We start from the raw sequence: 17395 nt of genomic DNA on the forward strand, positions 1-17395 counted from the left end.
GACTTTCCCGGACAATGCCCTTATGTCGCATGTGCTTTCCACCCGTAGCCTCGAACTCGCGCAGACGCTCGTGCGCATGAACACCGTGAGCAACCACAGCAACCTGGAGCTCGTCGATTTCGTGCGCGATCACCTCGCGGGCCTGGGCGTCCGCAGCCGCCTCACCTACAACGCCGACAAGACCAAGGCCAATCTCTTCGCCACGCTTGGCGCGGGCAAGAAGGCGGGCGTGATCCTCTCGGGCCACACCGACACGGTGCCGTGGGACGGCCAGGCGTGGAGCGTGGACCCACTCTCGGCCATCGTGCAGGACTGGCCGCAGACCGACGCGGATGCCGAGCGCGTCATCGATGAGCCGCGGCTCTACGGGCGCGGGTCGGCCGACATGAAGAGCTTCATCGCGGTGGCGCTCGCCAATGCCGAGCGCTTCATCGAGAGCGAGTCGCCCTTCGCGGTGCACTTTGCCTTCAGCTACGACGAAGAAGTCGGCTGTTTCGGCGTGCGCGAGCTGATCGCCGACATGAAGGACCAGGGCATCAAGCCGCTGGCCTGCATCGTCGGCGAGCCGACGATGATGGTCCCGGCGATCGCGCACAAGGGCGTCTATCGCTTCAAGTGCTGCGTGCGCGGCAAGGAGGCGCATTCCTCGCTCACCCCGCAGTCGGTCAATGCGATCGAGATGGCGGCGCGCGTGATCGGCAAGCTGCGCGACATGGCCGACGGCTTCGAGCGCGACGAGCCGCGCTACGAGGGCTTCGACGTGCCCTTCAGCACCGCGAGCGTGGGCCAGTTCCACGGCGGTATCGCGGACAACGTGGTGCCGCGGGATGCCGAGTTCCGCTACGAGTTTCGCAACCTGCCGACCAGCGACGTGGCGAAGATGCAGAAGGAAGTCGTTGCCTACGCCCAGCGCGCCGAGGTGGCGATGAAGAAGGTCGCGCCCGATGCGGGCTTCCGCTTCGAGCCGATCTGCGAAGTGCCGAGCTTCCTCGGCTCGGCCCACGACGCGGTCACGCGTCTCGCTCAGCGGCTGGCGGGCGAACCGCGCACCACGCTCGTCGGCTTCGGGACCGAAGCGGGCATCTTCAAGAACGCGGGCATCCCGACGGTGGTCTGCGGCCCCGGGAGCATCACGCAGGCACACCAGCCGGACGAGTACGTGACGCTCGAACAACTCGCGCGCTGCGAGGACTTCCTGCGCGGCCTGGCCGCCACGAAGGAGATCCGCTGAGTCCTCCGGCACCATGAAGCGGATCGCCCTCGGCCTGCTCTGCGCCGCCGCGCTGCTCTATGCGGTCGCTACGATGCTCGAAGCCAGGCACCCGGCCTGGGGCTATGTCGCCGCCTTCGCGGAGGCGGCCATGGTGGGCGCGATCGCGGACTGGTTCGCGGTGGTGGCGCTGTTCCGCCATCCGCTGGGCCTTCCGATTCCGCACACCGCGATCATCCCGGCCAACAAGGACCGCATCGGCGCGAAGCTCGCGGGCTTCATCTGCAACAACTTCCTGAGCACGCCGCAGGTGCTCGCGAAGCTCGGGGAATTCGATCCGTCCGCGCGGCTCGCGGACTGGCTCTCGCGGCCGGATCGCGCGGAGAAGCTCGGCGAGCACCTCGTGGCCGCCGCGCGCTACGGGCTCACCGCTTTCGACGATGCCCGGGTGCGCGACTTCCTCGGTCGCATGGCGTCGGCCGGGCTCGCGCAGGTCGACATGTCGCGTCTCGCCGGACAGGCGCTGGACGCCTTGACGGCGGGCGGCCGCCACCAGGCGCTGCTCGACGACGTCCTGGCGCAGGTCGCGCATGTCGTCGAGGGCGACGAAGTGCAGGAGCGCATCACCGAAGCCATCGCCCGCGAGATCAAGGCGCTGCGCTACGTGGGGCTGGACCAGGTGGCGGCGCGGGTGGCGACCCGCAAGATCGTCGACGCGGTCGCGCGCACCATCGGCGAGCTGGCCTCGGACCCGGCGCATCCGCTGCGGCTGCGCTTCGACCAGTTCATGACGGGCTTCGTCGAGCGGCTCAGGAACGATCCGGACTTCCGGCGCCGTGGCGAGGCGATCCGCGAGGAGCTCCTGGCGCATCCCGCGCTGGGCGACTACCTGCACGGCCTGTGGAGCGAACTGCTCGCGTGGCTGCACACCGATCTCGCGAAGGACGACTCCAGCATCCGGCAGCGCATCGTCGCCATGGCCGGCACGCTCGGCGCACGACTCCGCGCCGACGAAGCGATGCGCCGCTGGATCAACGAGCAGATCATGGATGCCGCCCCGCGCGCGATCGAACGCTACCGCGAGGACATCCGCCGCTACATCGTGGAGCGCGTGTCCGAATGGAATGCCGACGAGATGACCGTCGAGCTGGAGCGCAACATTGGCCGCGACCTGCAGTTCATCCGCGTGAACGGCACGCTGGTGGGCGGGCTGGTGGGCCTGGGGATCCACACCGCGACCCAGCTCCTGAAGAGCTGAGCGCGGGACCGATGGTCAGGTCCTGATTTTTCCGTCCGCCGTGATCATCGAGAGCTCGACGAATTTCGACGCCACATGGTTCTTCGGCGAGAACGACACGTCGAATCCGGCGAACTGCTGGCGCTCGATGCTTTCGAGTCCGGCGATCAGCCCTTCGCGCGAGGGCTTGCCGGTCGAACGCCGCAGTCCTTCGACCAGCACCCTCGCGGCGAGGAAGCCCTCGACGCTCGAGAAGTTCGCCTTCGTCGCGCTGTTGCCCTTGCGCACGGCGTCGTTGAACTCGCGCGTGATGCCGTTCGCCGCGTTGTAGGGCGAGGGCACGACCTGCGTGACGACCACGCCGGCGCCCTCCTTGCCGAGCTCGTCCGCCAGCGCCTGCGTGCCGACGAAGGACACGTTGAAGAAGGTGCCGCCGTAGCCCGCCTTGCGCGCCTCGCGGATGAAGGCCGCGCACGACTTGTAGGCGCTCACCTGCACCACCGCATCCGGCTGCGCGGCAACGATGGTCTTGACCGCCGCCGACACGGTGACCGAGTTGCGCTCGACCGTGGCGAGCGCGACCGGCTTCAGGTCGAGCTGCGACAGCGCGAGCGTCACGCCGTCGAGGCCCGCCTTGCCGTAGGCATCGTTCTGATAGAAGACCGCGATCTTCTTGAGGCCGAGGTTCGTGAGCTGCCTGACGATCACCGCGGTCTCGTCGTTGTACGAGGCGCGCAGGTGGAACACGTTGCGCTGGAAGGGCTCGCGCAGCGACATGGCGCCGGTGAAGGGCGCGATGAATGGCACCTTGGCATTCACCGCCTGCGGCAGCGCCGCGAGGCTCGTGGGCGTGCCGATGTAGCCGAACAGCGCGAAGACGTCCTCGTCGATCAGCTTCTTCGTGTTTTCCGCGCAGCGGTCGGGCTCGTAGCCGTCGTCGAGGAACTTGATGACCACACGGCGACCGGCCTGGGCGTTGTACTGGTCGAGAAAGAGCTTTGCCCCTTCGTAGAACTGGATGCCGAGCTGCGCCGCCGGCCCGGTGAACGGTGCGGACTGGCCGAGCACCAGCGGCGCTTCGCTCTGTGCCCGGGCGAACTGGAAGCCGGCGAGCGCCGCGGCGCCGGTGGCGATCGAAAACTGTCTGCGACTCAGCATTTGAAAACCCCTCCGCGCGCTTTCCGGGCGCACAACTTAGACTCGACCGGTTATTGCTGTCTCGGCCTGATTCCCATGTCTTCCCAAACCCGAGTCCTCGGCGCCTGTCCGCACGACTGCCCCGACACCTGCGCGCTCGTCACCACCGTGCAGGACGGCCTCGCCGTCAAGCTGCAGGGCAACGAGGCGCATCGGCACACCGCCGGCGTTCTCTGCACCAAGGTTTCCCGCTACATCGAGCGCAACGACCATCCCGAACGCCTCGTCCAGCCCCTGAAGCGAACCGGTCCGAAGGGCAGCGGCCGCTTCGAGCCGGTGAGTTGGGACGCCGCCCTGGATGACATCGCCGCGCGCCTGAATGTGCTCAGAAGTAACAATCCGGAAAAGATTGTGCCCTACAGTTACGCGGGCACCATGGGTCTTGTGCAGGGGGAGTCGGTGGACCGTCGCTTTTTCCACAAGCTCGGTGCGTCGCTCCTGGACCGGACGATCTGCTCCACCGCTGGCGGTGAGGCCTTAGGTTTTACTTTGGGCGGCAAGGTGGGCATGCGGACGGAGTTCTTCGCGGAATCCAAGCTGATCCTGATCTGGGGCAGCAACTCGATCGCGAGCAATCTGCATTTCTGGCGGCACGCACAGGCGGCCAAGCGCGCCGGGGCGCGGCTCGTGTGCATCGATCCTCGCAAGACCGAAACCGCCGACAAGTGCGACGAGCATGTGGCGCTGCTGCCGGGCACTGATGGCGCGCTGGCGCTGGCTTTGATGCACGAGCTGATCGTGAACGACTGGCTCGATCACGACTACATCGAGCGCTACACCCTCGGCTGGGCGCAACTGCGCGAACGTGCGCTGCAATGGCCGCCGTCGCGCGCGGCCGAGGTCTGCGGCGTGCCGGAGGCACAGATCGTCTCGCTGGCACGCGCCTACGGCACCACGAAGCCGGCCGCGATCCGCCTCAACTACGGCATGCAGCGCGTGCGCGGCGGCGGCAATGCGGCGCGCGCGGTGGCCTGCCTGCCGGCGCTGGTCGGCGCATGGCGCGACCGCGCGGGCGGACTGCTGCTCAGCAGCTCGGGGCTCTTCCCGGTGGATCGCGCGGCCTTGCAGCGGCCCGACCTGCTGGCCGGCCGCAAGCCGCGAACCATCAACATGAGCACCATCGGCGATGCGCTGCTCGATACGGCGAACCCGGTCGAGGCGGTGATCGTCTACAACAGCAATCCGGTGGCGGTCGCGCCGGAGTCGGGCAAGGTGGTGGCGGGTTTCGCGCGGGAAGACCTCTTCACCGTGGTGCTGGAGCAGTTCCAGACCGACACCGCCGACTACGCCGACTACGTGCTGCCCGCCACCACGCAGCTCGAGCACTGGGACATCCATTTCAGCTACGGCCACACCGACGTGGTGCTGAACCGCCCGGCGGTGGCGCCGCGCGGCGAGGCGCGCAGCAACACCTGGGTCTTCCGCGAACTGGCCCGGCGCATGGGCTTCGACGAGCCGTGCTTTTCCGATGACGACGAAACCCTGTGTCGCGCGGCCTTCCCCGCGGACGCTGTCGACTTCGGCGAACTGGAGGCGAACGGCTTCGCCACGCTCAAGCTGCCGGACGCGCCGTACGCGGAAGGCCACTTCCCGACACCTTCGGGCCGCTGCGAATTCTTCAGTGCGCGGCTCGCAGCGATGGGGCAGGACGGCGTGCCGGATCATGTGCCCAACTACGAAGCGAAAGGCAGTTCCAGCGAATTCCCGCTCGCGATGATCTCGCCGCCGGCGCGCAACTTCCTGAATTCGAGCTTCGTCAACGTGCGCAGCCTGCGATCGATCGAAGGCGAGCCGCTGCTTGAAATCAACGAGGCGGACGCCAGCGCACGCGGCATTGCCGACGGCGCGACGGTGCGTGTCTTCAACCAGCGCGGCGAATACCGCGTCCGCGCCGAAGTCTCGCGCCGTGCACGGCCGGGCGTCGTGCATGGCCTCGGCATCTGGTGGCGCAAGCTCGGTCTGGACGGCACCAACGTCAACCAGCTCACCAGCCAGCGGCTGACGGACATCGGACGCGGACCGACCTTCTACGACTGCCTGGTCGAAGTGGAGTCCGTCGCCGACACAGCGGTGCCGACATGAAGCGCGCGCGCTGGGCGATCGCGGTGGGCGCGGCCCTGGCCGGGGTCGCCTTGCTCGCGGGCTGCGCGGACATCCGCTACTACTGGCAATCGGCCAGCGGCCACATGGACCTGATGCGCGCCGCGCGTCCGGTGCCCGAGTGGCTCGAAGACCCGTCCGCGCCCGAGGCGCTCAAGGCCAAGCTCGAACTCGCGCAGCGCATCCGCCGCTATGCGGTGGCTGAACTCGGCCTGCCGGACAACGCGAGCTACAAGGCCTATGCCGACCTGCACCGGCCCGCCGCGCTCTGGAACGTGGTCGCGGCGCCGCCGCATTCGCTCACGCTCAAGACCTGGTGCTTTCCGGTCGCGGGCTGCGTGGGCTATCGCGGCTACTACGACGAAGCCGCCGCTCGTGCAGAGGCCGCGGAGCTGACGGCGCACGGCCTGGAGGTCGCGGTCTATCCCGTGCCGGCCTATTCGACCCTCGGCTGGATGAACTGGGCCGGCGGCGATCCGCTGCTCTCGACTTTCATCGGCTACCCCGAAGGCGAGCTCGCGCGCATCGTGTTCCACGAGCTTGCGCACCAGGTGCTGTACGTGCAGGGCGACACCATGTTCAACGAGTCCTTCGCCACGGCGGTCGAGCGCATCGGCGGCGCACGCTGGCTGAAGACGCAGGCGAGCGAAGCCGCGCGGCTCGAATACGCTCAGTTCGATGCGCGCCGGCAGCAGTTCCGCGCACTGGCGGCGGACACGCGCCGCGCGCTGCAGGAGCTCTATGCCTCCGACGAGGCCAAGGCGCAGGACTGGAAGGCGGTCGATGCCAGGAAGGCTGCCGCGATGGACGAATTCCGCCGCCGTTATGCGGCACTGCGCGCGACGTGGACCGGACCGCGCCAGGGCGCCTACGACGCCTGGGTGGCGCGCGCCAACAATGCGGCCTTCGGCGCGCAGGCGGCCTACGACGACCTCGTTCCGGGCTTCGAAGCGCTGTTCGAGCGCGAAGGCGAGAGCTGGCCTCGCTTCTACGCCGCGGTCAAGGACCTGGCGGCGCAGCCCAAGGCGGGTCGCGATCAGGCGCTGCGCAGGCCGGCGGCCCAGCCGGACGAACTCATGCAAACCCAGTCGCCTTGCTGCAAGCGTGACAACAACAACGGAGATCGAGGTGCCTGACATCCAGATCGAGCGCCACCATCAGCTGGGCCTGCCCGGCGCGCGCGCCGTCGCGCGCAAGCTCATGCAGAAAGTCGAGCAGGATTTCGGAATGGCCTGCACCTACGACGAAGGCGAGGCGCGCGATACGGCCCGATTCGGCCGCGCCGGTGTCGACGGCAGCGTCGAGGTCAGTGCCGACACCTTCCGGCTCGAAGCGACGCTCGGCATGCTGTTTGCGAACTTCAGTGGCGAGATCCAGCAGCGCCTCGCGGCAAGCCTCGACAAGCTGCTTGGCGCGGCGGCGCCGGCGGCGGACGATGCCTGAGACCCGCCGCCCCAAGGCACTTCAGCGCAGCGATTCGATCAGGTCGATGTATTGCTGCTTCGCCTCGTCGGCACTCAGGCCCTTGCGCGAGGTCCAGGCGTCCCACTTGGCGCGCGCGACGATGTCGCTGAAGCTGGGTTTCTTCTCGGTGTTGTCGCCTGCGGTCGCCTGCTTGAAGAGGCCGTAGATCTTGAGCAGCGTCGGATTGTCGGGTCGCTCGGCGAGCAGTTTGGAATTCGCCTGGGCGGCTTCGAAGAGGGCGTTGAGATCGGACATTTCGGCTGGGTTGGCGAAAAGACGTCATCTTAAGTGACGACAACGTTCAAATATCGTGCGGTGCCATAGTCCGCGCGGACAAAAGGTTCATTCATGACGAGAGCGCAAGCCCCTTCCCCTGACATCGAGCGCGCACTGGCCGCCACCGCACCGCGGGCGCGATTCGTGCAGGCCGCCGCGCTGCTGTGGGGCTGCGTGGTCTTCATGCCGGTCGGGCTCAACTACGTTGCGGCGGGGTTGCTGATTCTGGCGCTGCTGACGGCCGGTGGCTTTCGCGAGCGCGCGGCGCGCTGGCAGGGCGATCCGCTGCGCTGGCCGATCCTCGCGTTCGCGGCGTGGGTGCTCGTGGTGCTGGCGCTGCGGCCGCACCATCCCGAGACCGGCCTGAGCCTCTGGCACGACGCGCGCATCGCGGTGACGCTCTCGCTCACGCTCCTGCTGTCGGTCGAGGAGACGGTGTGGGCGCTGCGCGGCTTCCTGCTCGCGGCGGCGTTCGCGGTGGTGGTGATCGTGCTCGGGCACACGGTGGGGCTGCCGCTTCTGCCGATCTGGCACAACGTGCTCGTGATGAAGGGCAACAAGTCGATCAACGACGCGCTGCTGTTCGCCGTGATCGGGTCCTCCGCCGCGGTCTGGGGGCTCGCGCATCTCAACGACACCCGCGACCGTTGGCACTGGGCGGGTCCGGCGTTCGCCGTGACCGTCGTGATGGCGGCGATCGTGACGGTGACCTTGCCCAACCGCACCTCGCTCCTGGCGCTGCTGCTGGCGGTCTTCGCCGCCTGCGTGCACCAGTGGCGCGGCCGTCTGCGGGTGCTGGCGGTGGCGCTGTGCGTCGGCGCGATGGTGGCGGCCGGGCTGGTCTGGCAGGCGCCTTCGGTGCAGGAGAAGTTCACCCTCGGCATTCACGAACTCGAGGCGGCGCAGGCCGGTGCGGTCTCGGAGGGCAGCTGGGTGGTGCGCTTTCACATGTACCGCGAGACGATCGGGATGATGCTCGACGCGCCGCTCGCCGGGTTGGGGCTCGGAAGCTGGACGCCCGAGTGGCACCGGCGCGGGCCGAAGCTGCTGTACGACTACAGCATGCCGCACAACGATTTCCTGTGGCTGGGCGCGGAGACCGGCGTGCCGGGCCTGCTGATCCTCGTCTCGCTGTTCGTCACCGCGCTCGTCATCGCCTGGCGCCGGCGCGACATCACCGGCCGCCTGGCCTTCGTGGCAATGCTGATCCTGCTCGTGGCGACCTGCGTCAACTCGGCGATGCGCGATGCGGCGATCGGGCTGAGCCTGCCGTGGATCGCGTTCCTTTACCTGCACCTCGTGCGCGCGCCCGGCAACCCGTGGGTCGGGGTGCCCCCGGGCAAGTGGGGTGCGCTGCTGCGCGGGTAGTCAGGCAGCTGCGGACTGGAGTGCGCCCTGCACGGCGAGCAGGCCGGATCGGCCCGGCACCGTACCGAGCTCGAGGCGATGGCGCGGCAGCGTCGTGGCGGGCGCGCTGTCGCGCAGCTCGCCCAGGTCGACCAGCGAATGGCCCTGCGCGCGCCAGCCGTCGATGAGCCGCCGGAACACCGGCAGCAGCTTCATGCCTTCGAGTTCGGCATGGAGCGTGTAGACGTGGTCCTGCGTCGCGCCTTCGGTCAGCGCCAGCAGGTGCGTGTGCACGTTGTCGGCGGTGATGCCGTCGATGCCGATGAGTTCGTCCAGCGTCGGCAGCGTGGTCGGGTACTGCGCGGGGCCGAGCACCGTGCCTTGGTCGTCCACGGGCACGAAGGGATGGGTGCCGCGTGTGTCCGATGCGTAGGTGATGCCGAGCACGGCCTCGGCCCGCGCGGCAGCCGCGTTGAACTGCCAGCCGGCCGCACCGTGCAGCCGCGGCGGCGTGCCGAAGATCTCGGCGTGACGGTCGGTGGCGCGGCGCATTTCACGCAGCGCCCAACGCTCGTCGTGCCGCAGGAGGTGGTCCTGCCAGAGGATGTGATCCCAGCAATGCACACCGACCTCGAAGCCTTGGTCGCGAACGCTGCGCAGCACCGCGGCCTCGCGACGGCCGATGTCGGGGCCGGGCAGGAGCACGCCATACATCAGCGTCTTCAGGCCGTAGTGCTCGACCACCGAGGTGCGAGAGACCTTGCTGAGAAAGCCGGGCCGGAACACCCGCGCGATCGCGCGCCCGGTGTGGTCGGGGCCGAGGCTGAAGAGGAAGCTGGCGCCGGCGTCCTTGTCGGCGAGCAGCTTCACCAGCGGGGGGACACCCTCGCGGGTGCCGCGCAGGGTGTCGACGTCGACCTTCAGTGCGATGCGCGGCATCGCGCTCAGGCTTCCAGATCGGCGGCGGCGACGTGGTCGCTGTAGTAGGCGAACAGCGCGCGCAGCGCTTCTTCCATGCCGACCGTGGGCTTCCAGCCGAGATCGGCGATCGTGTTGCGGATGTCCGGTACGCGCTGCAGAACGTCCTGGTAGCCGGCGCCGTAGTAGTCGGCGGCGGCGACGTCGATCAGTTCGACCTTGGACGCTGCGTCGCGGTACTCGGGCAGCGATGCGGCAAGACTCAGCATCATGTTGGCGAGCGCGCGGATGGAGTGGTTGTTCTCGGGGTTGCCGATGTTGTAGATCTTGCCGTCGGCGATGCCGTCCTTGTTGGCGATGATCTTCACCAGCGCGGAGATGCCGTCGTCCACGTAGGTGAAGGCGCGCTGCTGGCTGCCGCCATCCACCAGCCGGATCGGCTCGCCGCGCACGATGTGGCCCAGGAACTGCGTGATCACGCGGCTCGAACCCTCCTTCGGTGCGTGGAGGCTGTCGAGGCCGGGTCCGATCCAGTTGAAGGGGCGGAAGAGCGTGTACTGCAGGCCTTCCTGCTGGCCGTAGCCGTGGATCACGCGGTCCATCAGCTGCTTGGCGCAGGCGTAGATCCAGCGCGGCTTGTTGATCGGGCCGTAGACGAGATTCGTCGCTTCCGGATCGAAGGCCGCGTCGGTCGACATGCCGTAGACCTCGCTGGTCGACGGGAAGACCACGCGCTTCTTGTAGCGCACGCAGTGGCGAATGGTCGGCAGGTTGGCCTCGAAGTCGAGCTCGAACACGCGCAGCGGCTCGCGCACGTAGGTGGCCGGCGTGGCGATGGCGACGAGCGGCAGCACCACGTCGCACTTCTTCACGTGGTATTCGATCCACTCCTTGTTGATGGTGATGTCACCCTCGAAGAAGTGGAAGCGCGGGTTGTCGAGCCACGGTGCGACGCGGTCCGACTGCATGTCCATGCCATGGACCTCCCAGTCGGTGGTTTCCATGATGTGGCGCGTCAGGTGGTGGCCAACGAAGCCGTTGACGCCGAGGATCAGGACTTTGAGCATGTTTGAGTTCCCTGGATAAAAAGCGGGGTTCAGGCGTCGGCCGCGAGCCAACTGCCCAAGGAAAGGGTTTCGAATGCGCGGGCGTCGAGCGGCACGCTGTTGCCATCGCGCCGCGCCGCCAGCACGCGCAAGGCGTGGCCGTCGTCCGCGATCAGCCACAGTGCCGCGCCGTCGTGCCACAGGCGCAGGCCGCGGCCGGGCGCGTCGGGCAGGGTGTCGGTGCGCAAGGTGCGTTCGATGAAGATGCGCTGCCCACCGAAGGACGCGAACGCCGGCGGGTAGGGCGGCGCGACCGCACGCACCAGGTCGTGGATCTGGCGCGCGCTCGCGTGCGGCGGGATGCGCCCGTCTTCCGGCCGCCGCCCGCCGAAGTAGCGGCCCTGCGAGAGGTCCTGCGGACGCTCGACCGCCGTGCCGTCGAGCATGGCCGGCAAAGTGCGCGCGAGCACGATCTCCGCCGCCAGCGTGACCTTGCCGAAGACCTCGTGCGCGGTGTCGTCCGAGAGGATCGGCACCGCGAACTGGTCGACGATCGCGCCGTTGTCGGGCTTCTCAGTCATGCGATGCAGGGTCGCGCCGGTCTCGCGCTCGCCGTGCAGCACCGCCCAGTTCACCGGCGCGCGGCCGCGATAGCGCGGCAGGAGCGAGCCATGCATGTTGAACGCGCCGCGGCTGGGCAAATCCAGCCAGTCGCGCTTGAGCATCTGCCGGTAATAGAACGAGAAGAGGAAGTCGGGCTGCATGGCGCGCGCGGCCTGCAGCAGTTCCGGGTCGTGCGGGTCCGCGGGCGTGACGCAGCGGATGCCGCGCTCCGCCGCCACCGTGACCACGCTGCGGAACCAGATCGTCTCGCCCGGCGAATCGGTGTGCGTCACCACCAGCGGCACGTTCACGCCGGCGTCGAGCAGCACGCGCAGGCAGCGCACGCCGACGTCGTGGTAGGCGAAGACGATGGCGGTCGGTGCGCTCATCGACGGCGCTCCAGCACGGCATTCACCTGGTAGCGGGGCCGCGCCCGCACCTCCTGGTAGATGCGGCCGATGTATTCGCCCAGCAGCCCGATGCCGAACAGCGCCAGGCCGACCAGCAGGAACACCAGCGCGAACAGCGTGAACACGCCGCCCACTTCAGGGCCGAGGAAGAGGCGTCGTCCGGCCAGGATCACGAACAAGACGCCGGACAGCAGCGAAACGATGATCCCCAGCATGGAGAAGGCCTGCAGCGGAACCAGCGAGAACCCGGTGACGAGGTCGAAGTTCAGGCGGATCAGGCTGTACAGCGAATACTTCGATTCCCCGGCGTGGCGCGCCTCGTGGCCGACTTCCACCTCGGTCGGGTTCTTCGAGAACTGGTAGGCCAGCGCGGGGATGAAGGTGTTCATCTCTTCGCACTGGTTGATGAGCTGCACGATGTCGCGGCTGTAGGCCCGCATCATCGAGCCCTGGTCGTTCATCACGATGCCGGTCAAGCGAAAGCGTAGGCGGTTCATCGCGCGCGAGGCCCAGCGGCGCCAGGCGACGTCCTGCCGGTTGCGGCGGACGGTGCCGACGCAGTCGAAGCCCTCGTCCATGGCGGCGAGCAGCAGGCGGATGTCCTCGGGCGGGTTCTGCAGGTCGGCATCGAGCGTAAGGACGCGGTCGCCGAGGCAGTGCTCGAAGCCCGCGAGGATCGCACGGTGCTGGCCGAAGTTGCCGTTCAGCAGGACCACGCGCGTGACGTCGGGCCGGGCCTCGAACTGCTGCGCCAGCAGCGAGGCCGAGCGGTCGCGGCTGCCGTCGTCGATGAAGACGATTTCGTAGTCGATGGCCAGCGCGTCGAGCGCCGGATAGAGCCGGTCGAAGAGCGCGGCCAGGCCGAGCTCCTCGTTGTAGACCGGGATCACGACGCTCAGCGTTGGGTGGTTCGACACGGTGCTGCGCTGGGTGACGGCGGGGTGGGCTGCGTCGTTCATGGTCGTCGTCACCTCCTGTCAGGACAGTGCGGCGGTCACCGTGGCGACCGCGTCGCACACCCGGTCGACGTCGGCGTCGGCCATCGCCGGGAAGAGCGGCAGCGTGATCGTGCGCGCGCCGATGTCCTCGGACACCGGGAAGTCGCCGGCCTTGTGGCCGCGCTGCCGGAAGAGCGAAAAGAGATGCATCGCCGGGTAGTGCACGCCGACGCCGATGCCCTGCGCCTTCATGCCGGCGATGAACTCGCCGCGGCGCGGCGCGAGCCGGGCCGGCAGCAGCGGCTGGAACATGTGCCAGTTGCCGTGGCCCTCGCGGTCCTCCGGAGGCAGGCTGAAGCCGAGGGACGAATCCCAGCGGGCGAAGTAGCGCTCGGCGAGCGCGCGCCGCCGGCGGTTGAAGTCATCGACCTGGCGAAGCTGGCCAAGTCCGATGGCGGCAGCCACATCGGTCAGGTTGGCCTTGCTGCCCCACGCCTCGACCTCCATGCCGCCGTCCGAAAGGCGCGTCACGCCCTGCAGGCGCAGCTTCTCGAACTGCCGCGCTTCTTCCTCGTTGTTGAGCACCAGGCATCCGCCTTCGGAGGTCGTGAAGTTCTTGTTCGCGTGAAAGCTGAACGAAACCAGGTCGCCGAAGCTGCCGATTTCGCGGCCGCCCCAGTGCGCGCCGAAGGACTGCGCCGCATCCTCGATCACGCGCAGGCCGTGCTTCTGCGCGAGGGCGTTGAGCAGGTCGCGGTCGACCGGCAGGCCGGCCAGGTCGACCGGAATCACCGCGCGGGTGCGCGGCGTGATGGCGCGCTGCACCTGGTTCAGGTCGATGTTGCGCGTGACCGGATCAGAGTCGACGAACACTGGCGTCGCGCCGACGGCGAGCACCACATTGGCGGTCGCGACCCAGCTCAGCGGGGTGGTGATGACCTCGTCGCCGGGCCCGATGCCGCACAGCCGCAGCCCGAGTTCGAGCGAGGCGGTGCCGGAGTTGACGAGCCGGACCGGGCGGCCGCCCAGCCGCTCGGAGAGCGCGGCTTCGAGTTCGGCGCATTTGGGGCCGGTCGTGATCCAGCCGGAACGCAGCACATCGCCGACCTCGGCGATCGTGCGCTCGTCGATCGACGGGCGGGTGAAGGGTAGGAAGGGTTGGTTTTTCATTTTTTGAGGACGACGACGCGTCGCTGGTCTTCGAACACGGTGCGCATCGGCAGGCCGCGCTGCTGGAGTTCCAGCCAGGTCGGTTTCGTCATGTAGGCGGCGGCCTGGGGAAGCGATTGCCACGTCGCGGCGAACTCGTCGAGGTTCTTGATCCACCGTTGCGGTTCCACTCTCTGCCCCAGGGCGAATTCGTCTTCGTAGTCGACCAGCACGACATTGCGGCCGAGATAGAACGGCAGCGTCTGGTCGTAGGTGCGGACGGCGAAGACGGGCGTCTCCGGCGTGATGTGCGGTTGCAGCGCCGCGGCCAGCGGCGCGGCGCTCTTGAGCTGGCCATAGGTGTTGTGCGCCTGCATGACCATCGAGCTCGCGACCAGGTGCGCGAGAGCGACGGCCAGGACGGCCGCCGTGACCTTGCGCCGGCCGAGGCACCACCAGGCGATCGCCGCGCCCGCGAGAAAGATCACCGCGCCCAGCCGCGCCGCATCGGCGAGCGGTTGCAGCACCTCGACCGGCGTACTGACGGACGCGAAGCGCGCGGGATCGATCGCCAGGGCGAGCAGCAGGACCCACGCCAGCGCCGGCAGCAGCAGGTGCCAGCGCAGGGTTGACGCAGCGGTGTTGCGCAGCTGCGCGGCCACCAGCAAGGCCAATGCCGGGAACATCGGCAGGATGTAGGAAGGCAGCTTCGAGCCGGACGCGCTGAAGAACAGGAAGATGAAGGCGCACCAGACGAGCAGGATGTCGCGCGTCTTGATCCGCGCGCCATCTTCTTGTGCCGCCGGGTCCTTGCGGAACAGCCACGGCAGGCCGCCGGTCCAGGGCAGCATCCCGCCCAGCAGGAGCGGCACGTAGTACCACCACGCGCCCTCGCGCTGATGGACCTGGGTCAGATACCGTGCGAAGTGCTCGTGGATGAAGAAAAACTCCGCGAAGCTCGGGTTGCGCATGGAGACCAGCACGAACCAGGGTGCCGCGAGCGCGAAGAAGATCGCCAGGCCCGACGCCCAGTGCATGCCCCGCCATAGCCCCATGTCGCGTCGCCACAGGCTGACAACGACCAGCACCGCGCCGGGGATGACGATGCCGACGAGCCCCTTGGTCAGCACGGCGCCGGCCATTGCGGCCCAGGCCAGCCAGATCCAGCGCCGCCGGGAGCGCGGCTCCGGGCTGGCATGGGCCAGCAACACGGCGGACAGCGCAAGCGTGAGGAACAGCGTGAGGCCGGTATCGAGCGTCAGGAAGTGGCTGTTTCCGATGATCCAGGTCATCGACGCGGCGACCGCCAGCGCCCGGATGCCGGCCTCGCGGCCCCAGAGGCGCCCGGCGGTGAAGCCGACGGCCAGCAGCGTGAGGAAGCCCGCCACGCCCGGCCAGAGCCGCGCGGTGAACTCCGACACGCCGAAGCCGAGGAATGCCAGCGCGCCGATCCAGTACTGCAGGACGGGCTTCTCGAAATACAGAAGGCCGTTCAGCCGCGGCGTGACCCAGTCGCCGCTGCGCGCCATTTCGAGCGCGAGCGAGGCGTAGCGGCCTTCGTCGGGGCTGACCAGGGAACGGGTGCCGAGCGTGGCGAACCAGATGAGGCCCAGGACCACGAGAAGCGCGAGCAGGCCCAGCGAAGTCCGTGCGGTGGCACTGCGTGAACCCGGCGTGGCCGGGGAATTCCGTCGGGAGTCAGTCTCGGCGACCGTGGCGCCCAAAGCCTGGTGGGCTATCGTTTTCATGAATCGTTGGCAGGCAGGAAGTCAAAATTGGCGTGTCGAGACGGGACTTTGTCCTGCGAAGCCGCCCCGAAGGTGCCGTATCCGGATGAATCTCAGGTGAACACACCCACGGACCGGCGATTTTGGGGCGTCAGTCCGACAGCCCCGCGCGCGCCAGCTCCACATCCAGGCGCTCGCGCGCATCGGCCGGTTCGAGGCTCGCGGCCTTCTCGTACAGTCGCGTCGCCTCGGCCATGCGCGATTCGCCGTGCAACATCAACAGCCCGCGAGCATATTCCATCAGCGAGCTGGCCGAATGCGGATTCAACTGGAGGCCGCGCTCGAACAGTTCCACCGCCGTTTCTGCACGCACCCCGTAGGTCATGCGGCCGACCAGGCTGCCGACCTTGTCGATGACCTCGGCATGGAAGGCCCCCAGCGCGATATGGGCATCGGCATGGCGCGGCTGCAGCTCGATCACGCGTTCGAGCGCGCCCTTGACCTTCGAGCCCAGGCCCTGGGCCAGCGCGCGCGCCACGCTGATGCCCTGGCTGTAGCGCCCCAGCGCGTAAGCCTGCCAATAGAGCGCCATGCAATCGTCCGGCGCGGCGCCCGCTTGTGCGGCGGCCCGTTCGGCCACCTGCTTGAACAGCGCCAGCCGTACCGCTTCGCGCGGCTCGAGGTAGTTCGCGTAGATCGCGGTGGCCTGATTGGCGAGCGCCAATCCATCGGGACCCTGCCGGAGGGCCAGGGCGACGGCCTGCTCGAATTCCCCGCTGTGATAGAGCGCCCAGCCATCCGCCAACGCACCGGGCGCCGGGGGCGTCACCCATTGGCCGGCATGCAGCCGGTCCCATTTGTCGAGCAGGCTGGCGCCATCGAAACGTGGCGTGTCCTGATAGGGCAGCCGGGTCCACGGCCCGTATGGGAGGCCGCTGCCGGAGGCCTGCACGGCGGTGGGATGGAGATCCGATGGCGTCATTCGGTAAGGAGCGAAGTCAGACCGTGGCGGATTGATCTTCGCCCGAATAGGCGTTGCTGAGTGTCAGCAAATGCCTCCGCTGCTCCGGCGCCAGGTAGGGCGCCAGCAGATGCAGCGTGTGGTGGGCCCCGCGCAGCAGTGCGCCCTGGGCATGCGCGGGCTCTAGCGCCTCGCGGGGGTTGCGCACGTACTCGTAGCTGAGCCAATAGGTGAGCACTACCACCATGCTTTGTGCGAGCGTGTCGACCTCCGGGGCTTCGATGGCCAGATGCCCGGCGCGGCTGAGGCCGGCAAGCAGGGTCCGGATGGCACGCGCTTTATTCTTTAGTACTAATTGAAACTGCGTTTCGAGGTGCCGGTTCTTGCTCAGGAGATCGTTGAGGTCGCGGTAGAGGAAGCGATAGCGCCAGATCAGCTCGAACAGGCTGTGCATGAAGAACCACGCATCCTCGACGTCGTTCACGCCTTCGCTGGCATGCAGCAATTCGTTGAGCTCGGTCTCGTAGGCCTCGTAGAGCCGGTTGATCAGCTCGTCCTTGGCGGGGTAGTGGTAGTAGAGATTGCCGGGGCTGATACTGAGTTCGCCGGCCACGAGCGTCGTCGACACGTTCGGCTCCCCGAAGCGGTTGAACAGATCAAGCGCGGCTTCGAGGATCCGTTGTGCAGTGCGGCGTGGCGCTTTCTTGGCCATGTCGTAGCCCCGGGGGTTGTCTCTGGCGGACTCTAGCGCAAGTCCTCGATGACGGGGCATGGATTCGCGACCGATCGCGCGGCGGCAGCGCGTCGTCAGG

Annotated in this window: 16 protein-coding genes; 6 read left to right on the forward strand and 10 right to left on the reverse strand. The window is 68.1% G+C overall.

Going from position 1 to position 17395, the window contains the following annotated elements; translation table 11 throughout:
• The first annotated feature begins 22 nt into the window (after positions 1–22).
• Together argE and WKW77_RS11570 are read left to right on the forward strand one after the other, a co-directional pair.
• Complete coding sequence (gene argE, locus WKW77_RS11565) at positions 23–1231, forward strand: acetylornithine deacetylase (protein ID WP_340356978.1); 1209 nt, start codon at positions 23–25, stop codon at positions 1229–1231.
• Positions 1232–1244: 13 nt separating this feature from the next.
• Positions 1245–2468, forward strand: a complete 1224-nt coding sequence (locus tag WKW77_RS11570) for a DUF445 domain-containing protein (RefSeq protein ID WP_340356979.1) — start codon at positions 1245–1247, stop codon at positions 2466–2468.
• A gap of 15 nt (positions 2469–2483) precedes the next feature.
• Here WKW77_RS11570 and WKW77_RS11575 read toward each other — a convergent pair whose 3' ends face one another.
• Complete coding sequence (locus tag WKW77_RS11575) at positions 2484–3605, reverse strand: ABC transporter substrate-binding protein (protein WP_340356980.1); 1122 nt, start codon at positions 3603–3605, stop codon at positions 2484–2486.
• Positions 3606–3680: 75 nt separating this feature from the next.
• Here WKW77_RS11575 and WKW77_RS11580 point away from each other — a divergent pair, with 75 nt between their 5' ends.
• The 3 genes from WKW77_RS11580 to WKW77_RS11590 are packed head-to-tail and all read left to right on the forward strand — an operon-like array spanning position 3681 to position 7187.
• Entirely contained in the window at positions 3681–5726 is a 2046-nt protein-coding gene (locus tag WKW77_RS11580) for a molybdopterin-containing oxidoreductase family protein (RefSeq protein WP_340357159.1), read from the forward strand.
• Positions 5723–6880 (forward strand): aminopeptidase, encoded by a 1158-nt coding sequence (locus WKW77_RS11585; RefSeq protein WP_340356981.1) that lies wholly within the window; start codon positions 5723–5725, stop codon positions 6878–6880. The genes WKW77_RS11580 and WKW77_RS11585 overlap by 4 nt, the downstream gene beginning before the upstream one ends.
• The gene (locus WKW77_RS11590; protein ID WP_340356982.1) at positions 6873–7187 is read left to right on the forward strand and encodes a polyhydroxyalkanoic acid system family protein; all 315 of its coding nucleotides are present in this window, start codon (positions 6873–6875) and stop codon (positions 7185–7187) included. The genes WKW77_RS11585 and WKW77_RS11590 overlap by 8 nt, the downstream gene beginning before the upstream one ends.
• Before the next feature lie 21 nt (positions 7188–7208).
• Here WKW77_RS11590 and WKW77_RS11595 read toward each other — a convergent pair whose 3' ends face one another.
• Positions 7209–7463 carry an acyl-CoA-binding protein gene (locus WKW77_RS11595; protein WP_340356983.1) on the reverse strand — a complete coding sequence of 85 codons (255 nt, stop codon included), beginning with the start codon at positions 7461–7463 and terminating at the stop codon, positions 7209–7211.
• A 93-nt stretch (positions 7464–7556) separates the two neighbouring features.
• On the opposite strand from WKW77_RS11595, the gene WKW77_RS11600 reads away from it, so the two are divergent.
• Positions 7557–8852 carry an O-antigen ligase family protein gene (locus WKW77_RS11600; RefSeq protein ID WP_340356984.1) on the forward strand — a complete coding sequence of 432 codons (1296 nt, stop codon included), beginning with the start codon at positions 7557–7559 and terminating at the stop codon, positions 8850–8852.
• Here the strand turns inward: WKW77_RS11600 and WKW77_RS11605 are convergent, their stop codons facing one another.
• From WKW77_RS11605 to WKW77_RS11640, 8 genes are all read right to left on the reverse strand, one after another.
• The gene (locus tag WKW77_RS11605; protein ID WP_340356985.1) at positions 8853–9770 is read right to left on the reverse strand and encodes a polysaccharide deacetylase family protein; all 918 of its coding nucleotides are present in this window, start codon (positions 9768–9770) and stop codon (positions 8853–8855) included.
• A 5-nt stretch (positions 9771–9775) separates the two neighbouring features.
• Positions 9776–10816: a bifunctional UDP-4-keto-pentose/UDP-xylose synthase gene (locus tag WKW77_RS11610; protein WP_340356986.1), complete on the reverse strand. Its 1041-nt coding sequence runs from the start codon at positions 10814–10816 to the stop codon at positions 9776–9778.
• Positions 10817–10845: 29 nt separating this feature from the next.
• On the reverse strand, positions 10846–11787 hold the full coding sequence (locus WKW77_RS11615) for a formyltransferase (RefSeq protein ID WP_340356987.1): 942 nt from the start codon (positions 11785–11787) through the stop codon (positions 10846–10848).
• Positions 11784–12767, reverse strand: a complete 984-nt coding sequence (locus WKW77_RS11620) for a glycosyltransferase (protein WP_340356988.1) — start codon at positions 12765–12767, stop codon at positions 11784–11786. The genes WKW77_RS11615 and WKW77_RS11620 overlap by 4 nt, the downstream gene beginning before the upstream one ends.
• Before the next feature lie 18 nt (positions 12768–12785).
• Positions 12786–13916: a DegT/DnrJ/EryC1/StrS family aminotransferase gene (locus tag WKW77_RS11625; RefSeq protein WP_340356989.1), complete on the reverse strand. Its 1131-nt coding sequence runs from the start codon at positions 13914–13916 to the stop codon at positions 12786–12788.
• The gene (locus WKW77_RS11630; RefSeq protein WP_340356990.1) at positions 13913–15643 is read right to left on the reverse strand and encodes a glycosyltransferase family 39 protein; all 1731 of its coding nucleotides are present in this window, start codon (positions 15641–15643) and stop codon (positions 13913–13915) included. Before WKW77_RS11630 ends, WKW77_RS11625 begins: the two co-directional genes overlap by 4 nt.
• A gap of 130 nt (positions 15644–15773) precedes the next feature.
• Positions 15774–16604 carry a tetratricopeptide repeat protein gene (locus tag WKW77_RS11635; RefSeq protein WP_340356991.1) on the reverse strand — a complete coding sequence of 277 codons (831 nt, stop codon included), beginning with the start codon at positions 16602–16604 and terminating at the stop codon, positions 15774–15776.
• 16 nt (positions 16605–16620) lie between these two features.
• Entirely contained in the window at positions 16621–17295 is a 675-nt protein-coding gene (locus tag WKW77_RS11640; protein ID WP_340356992.1) for a TetR/AcrR family transcriptional regulator, read from the reverse strand.
• Between the last annotated feature and the right edge of the window lie 100 nt (positions 17296–17395).

It is taken from the genome of Variovorax ureilyticus (genome assembly GCF_037889935.1).
GTDB lineage: Bacteria > Pseudomonadota > Gammaproteobacteria > Burkholderiales > Burkholderiaceae_C > Variovorax > Variovorax ureilyticus.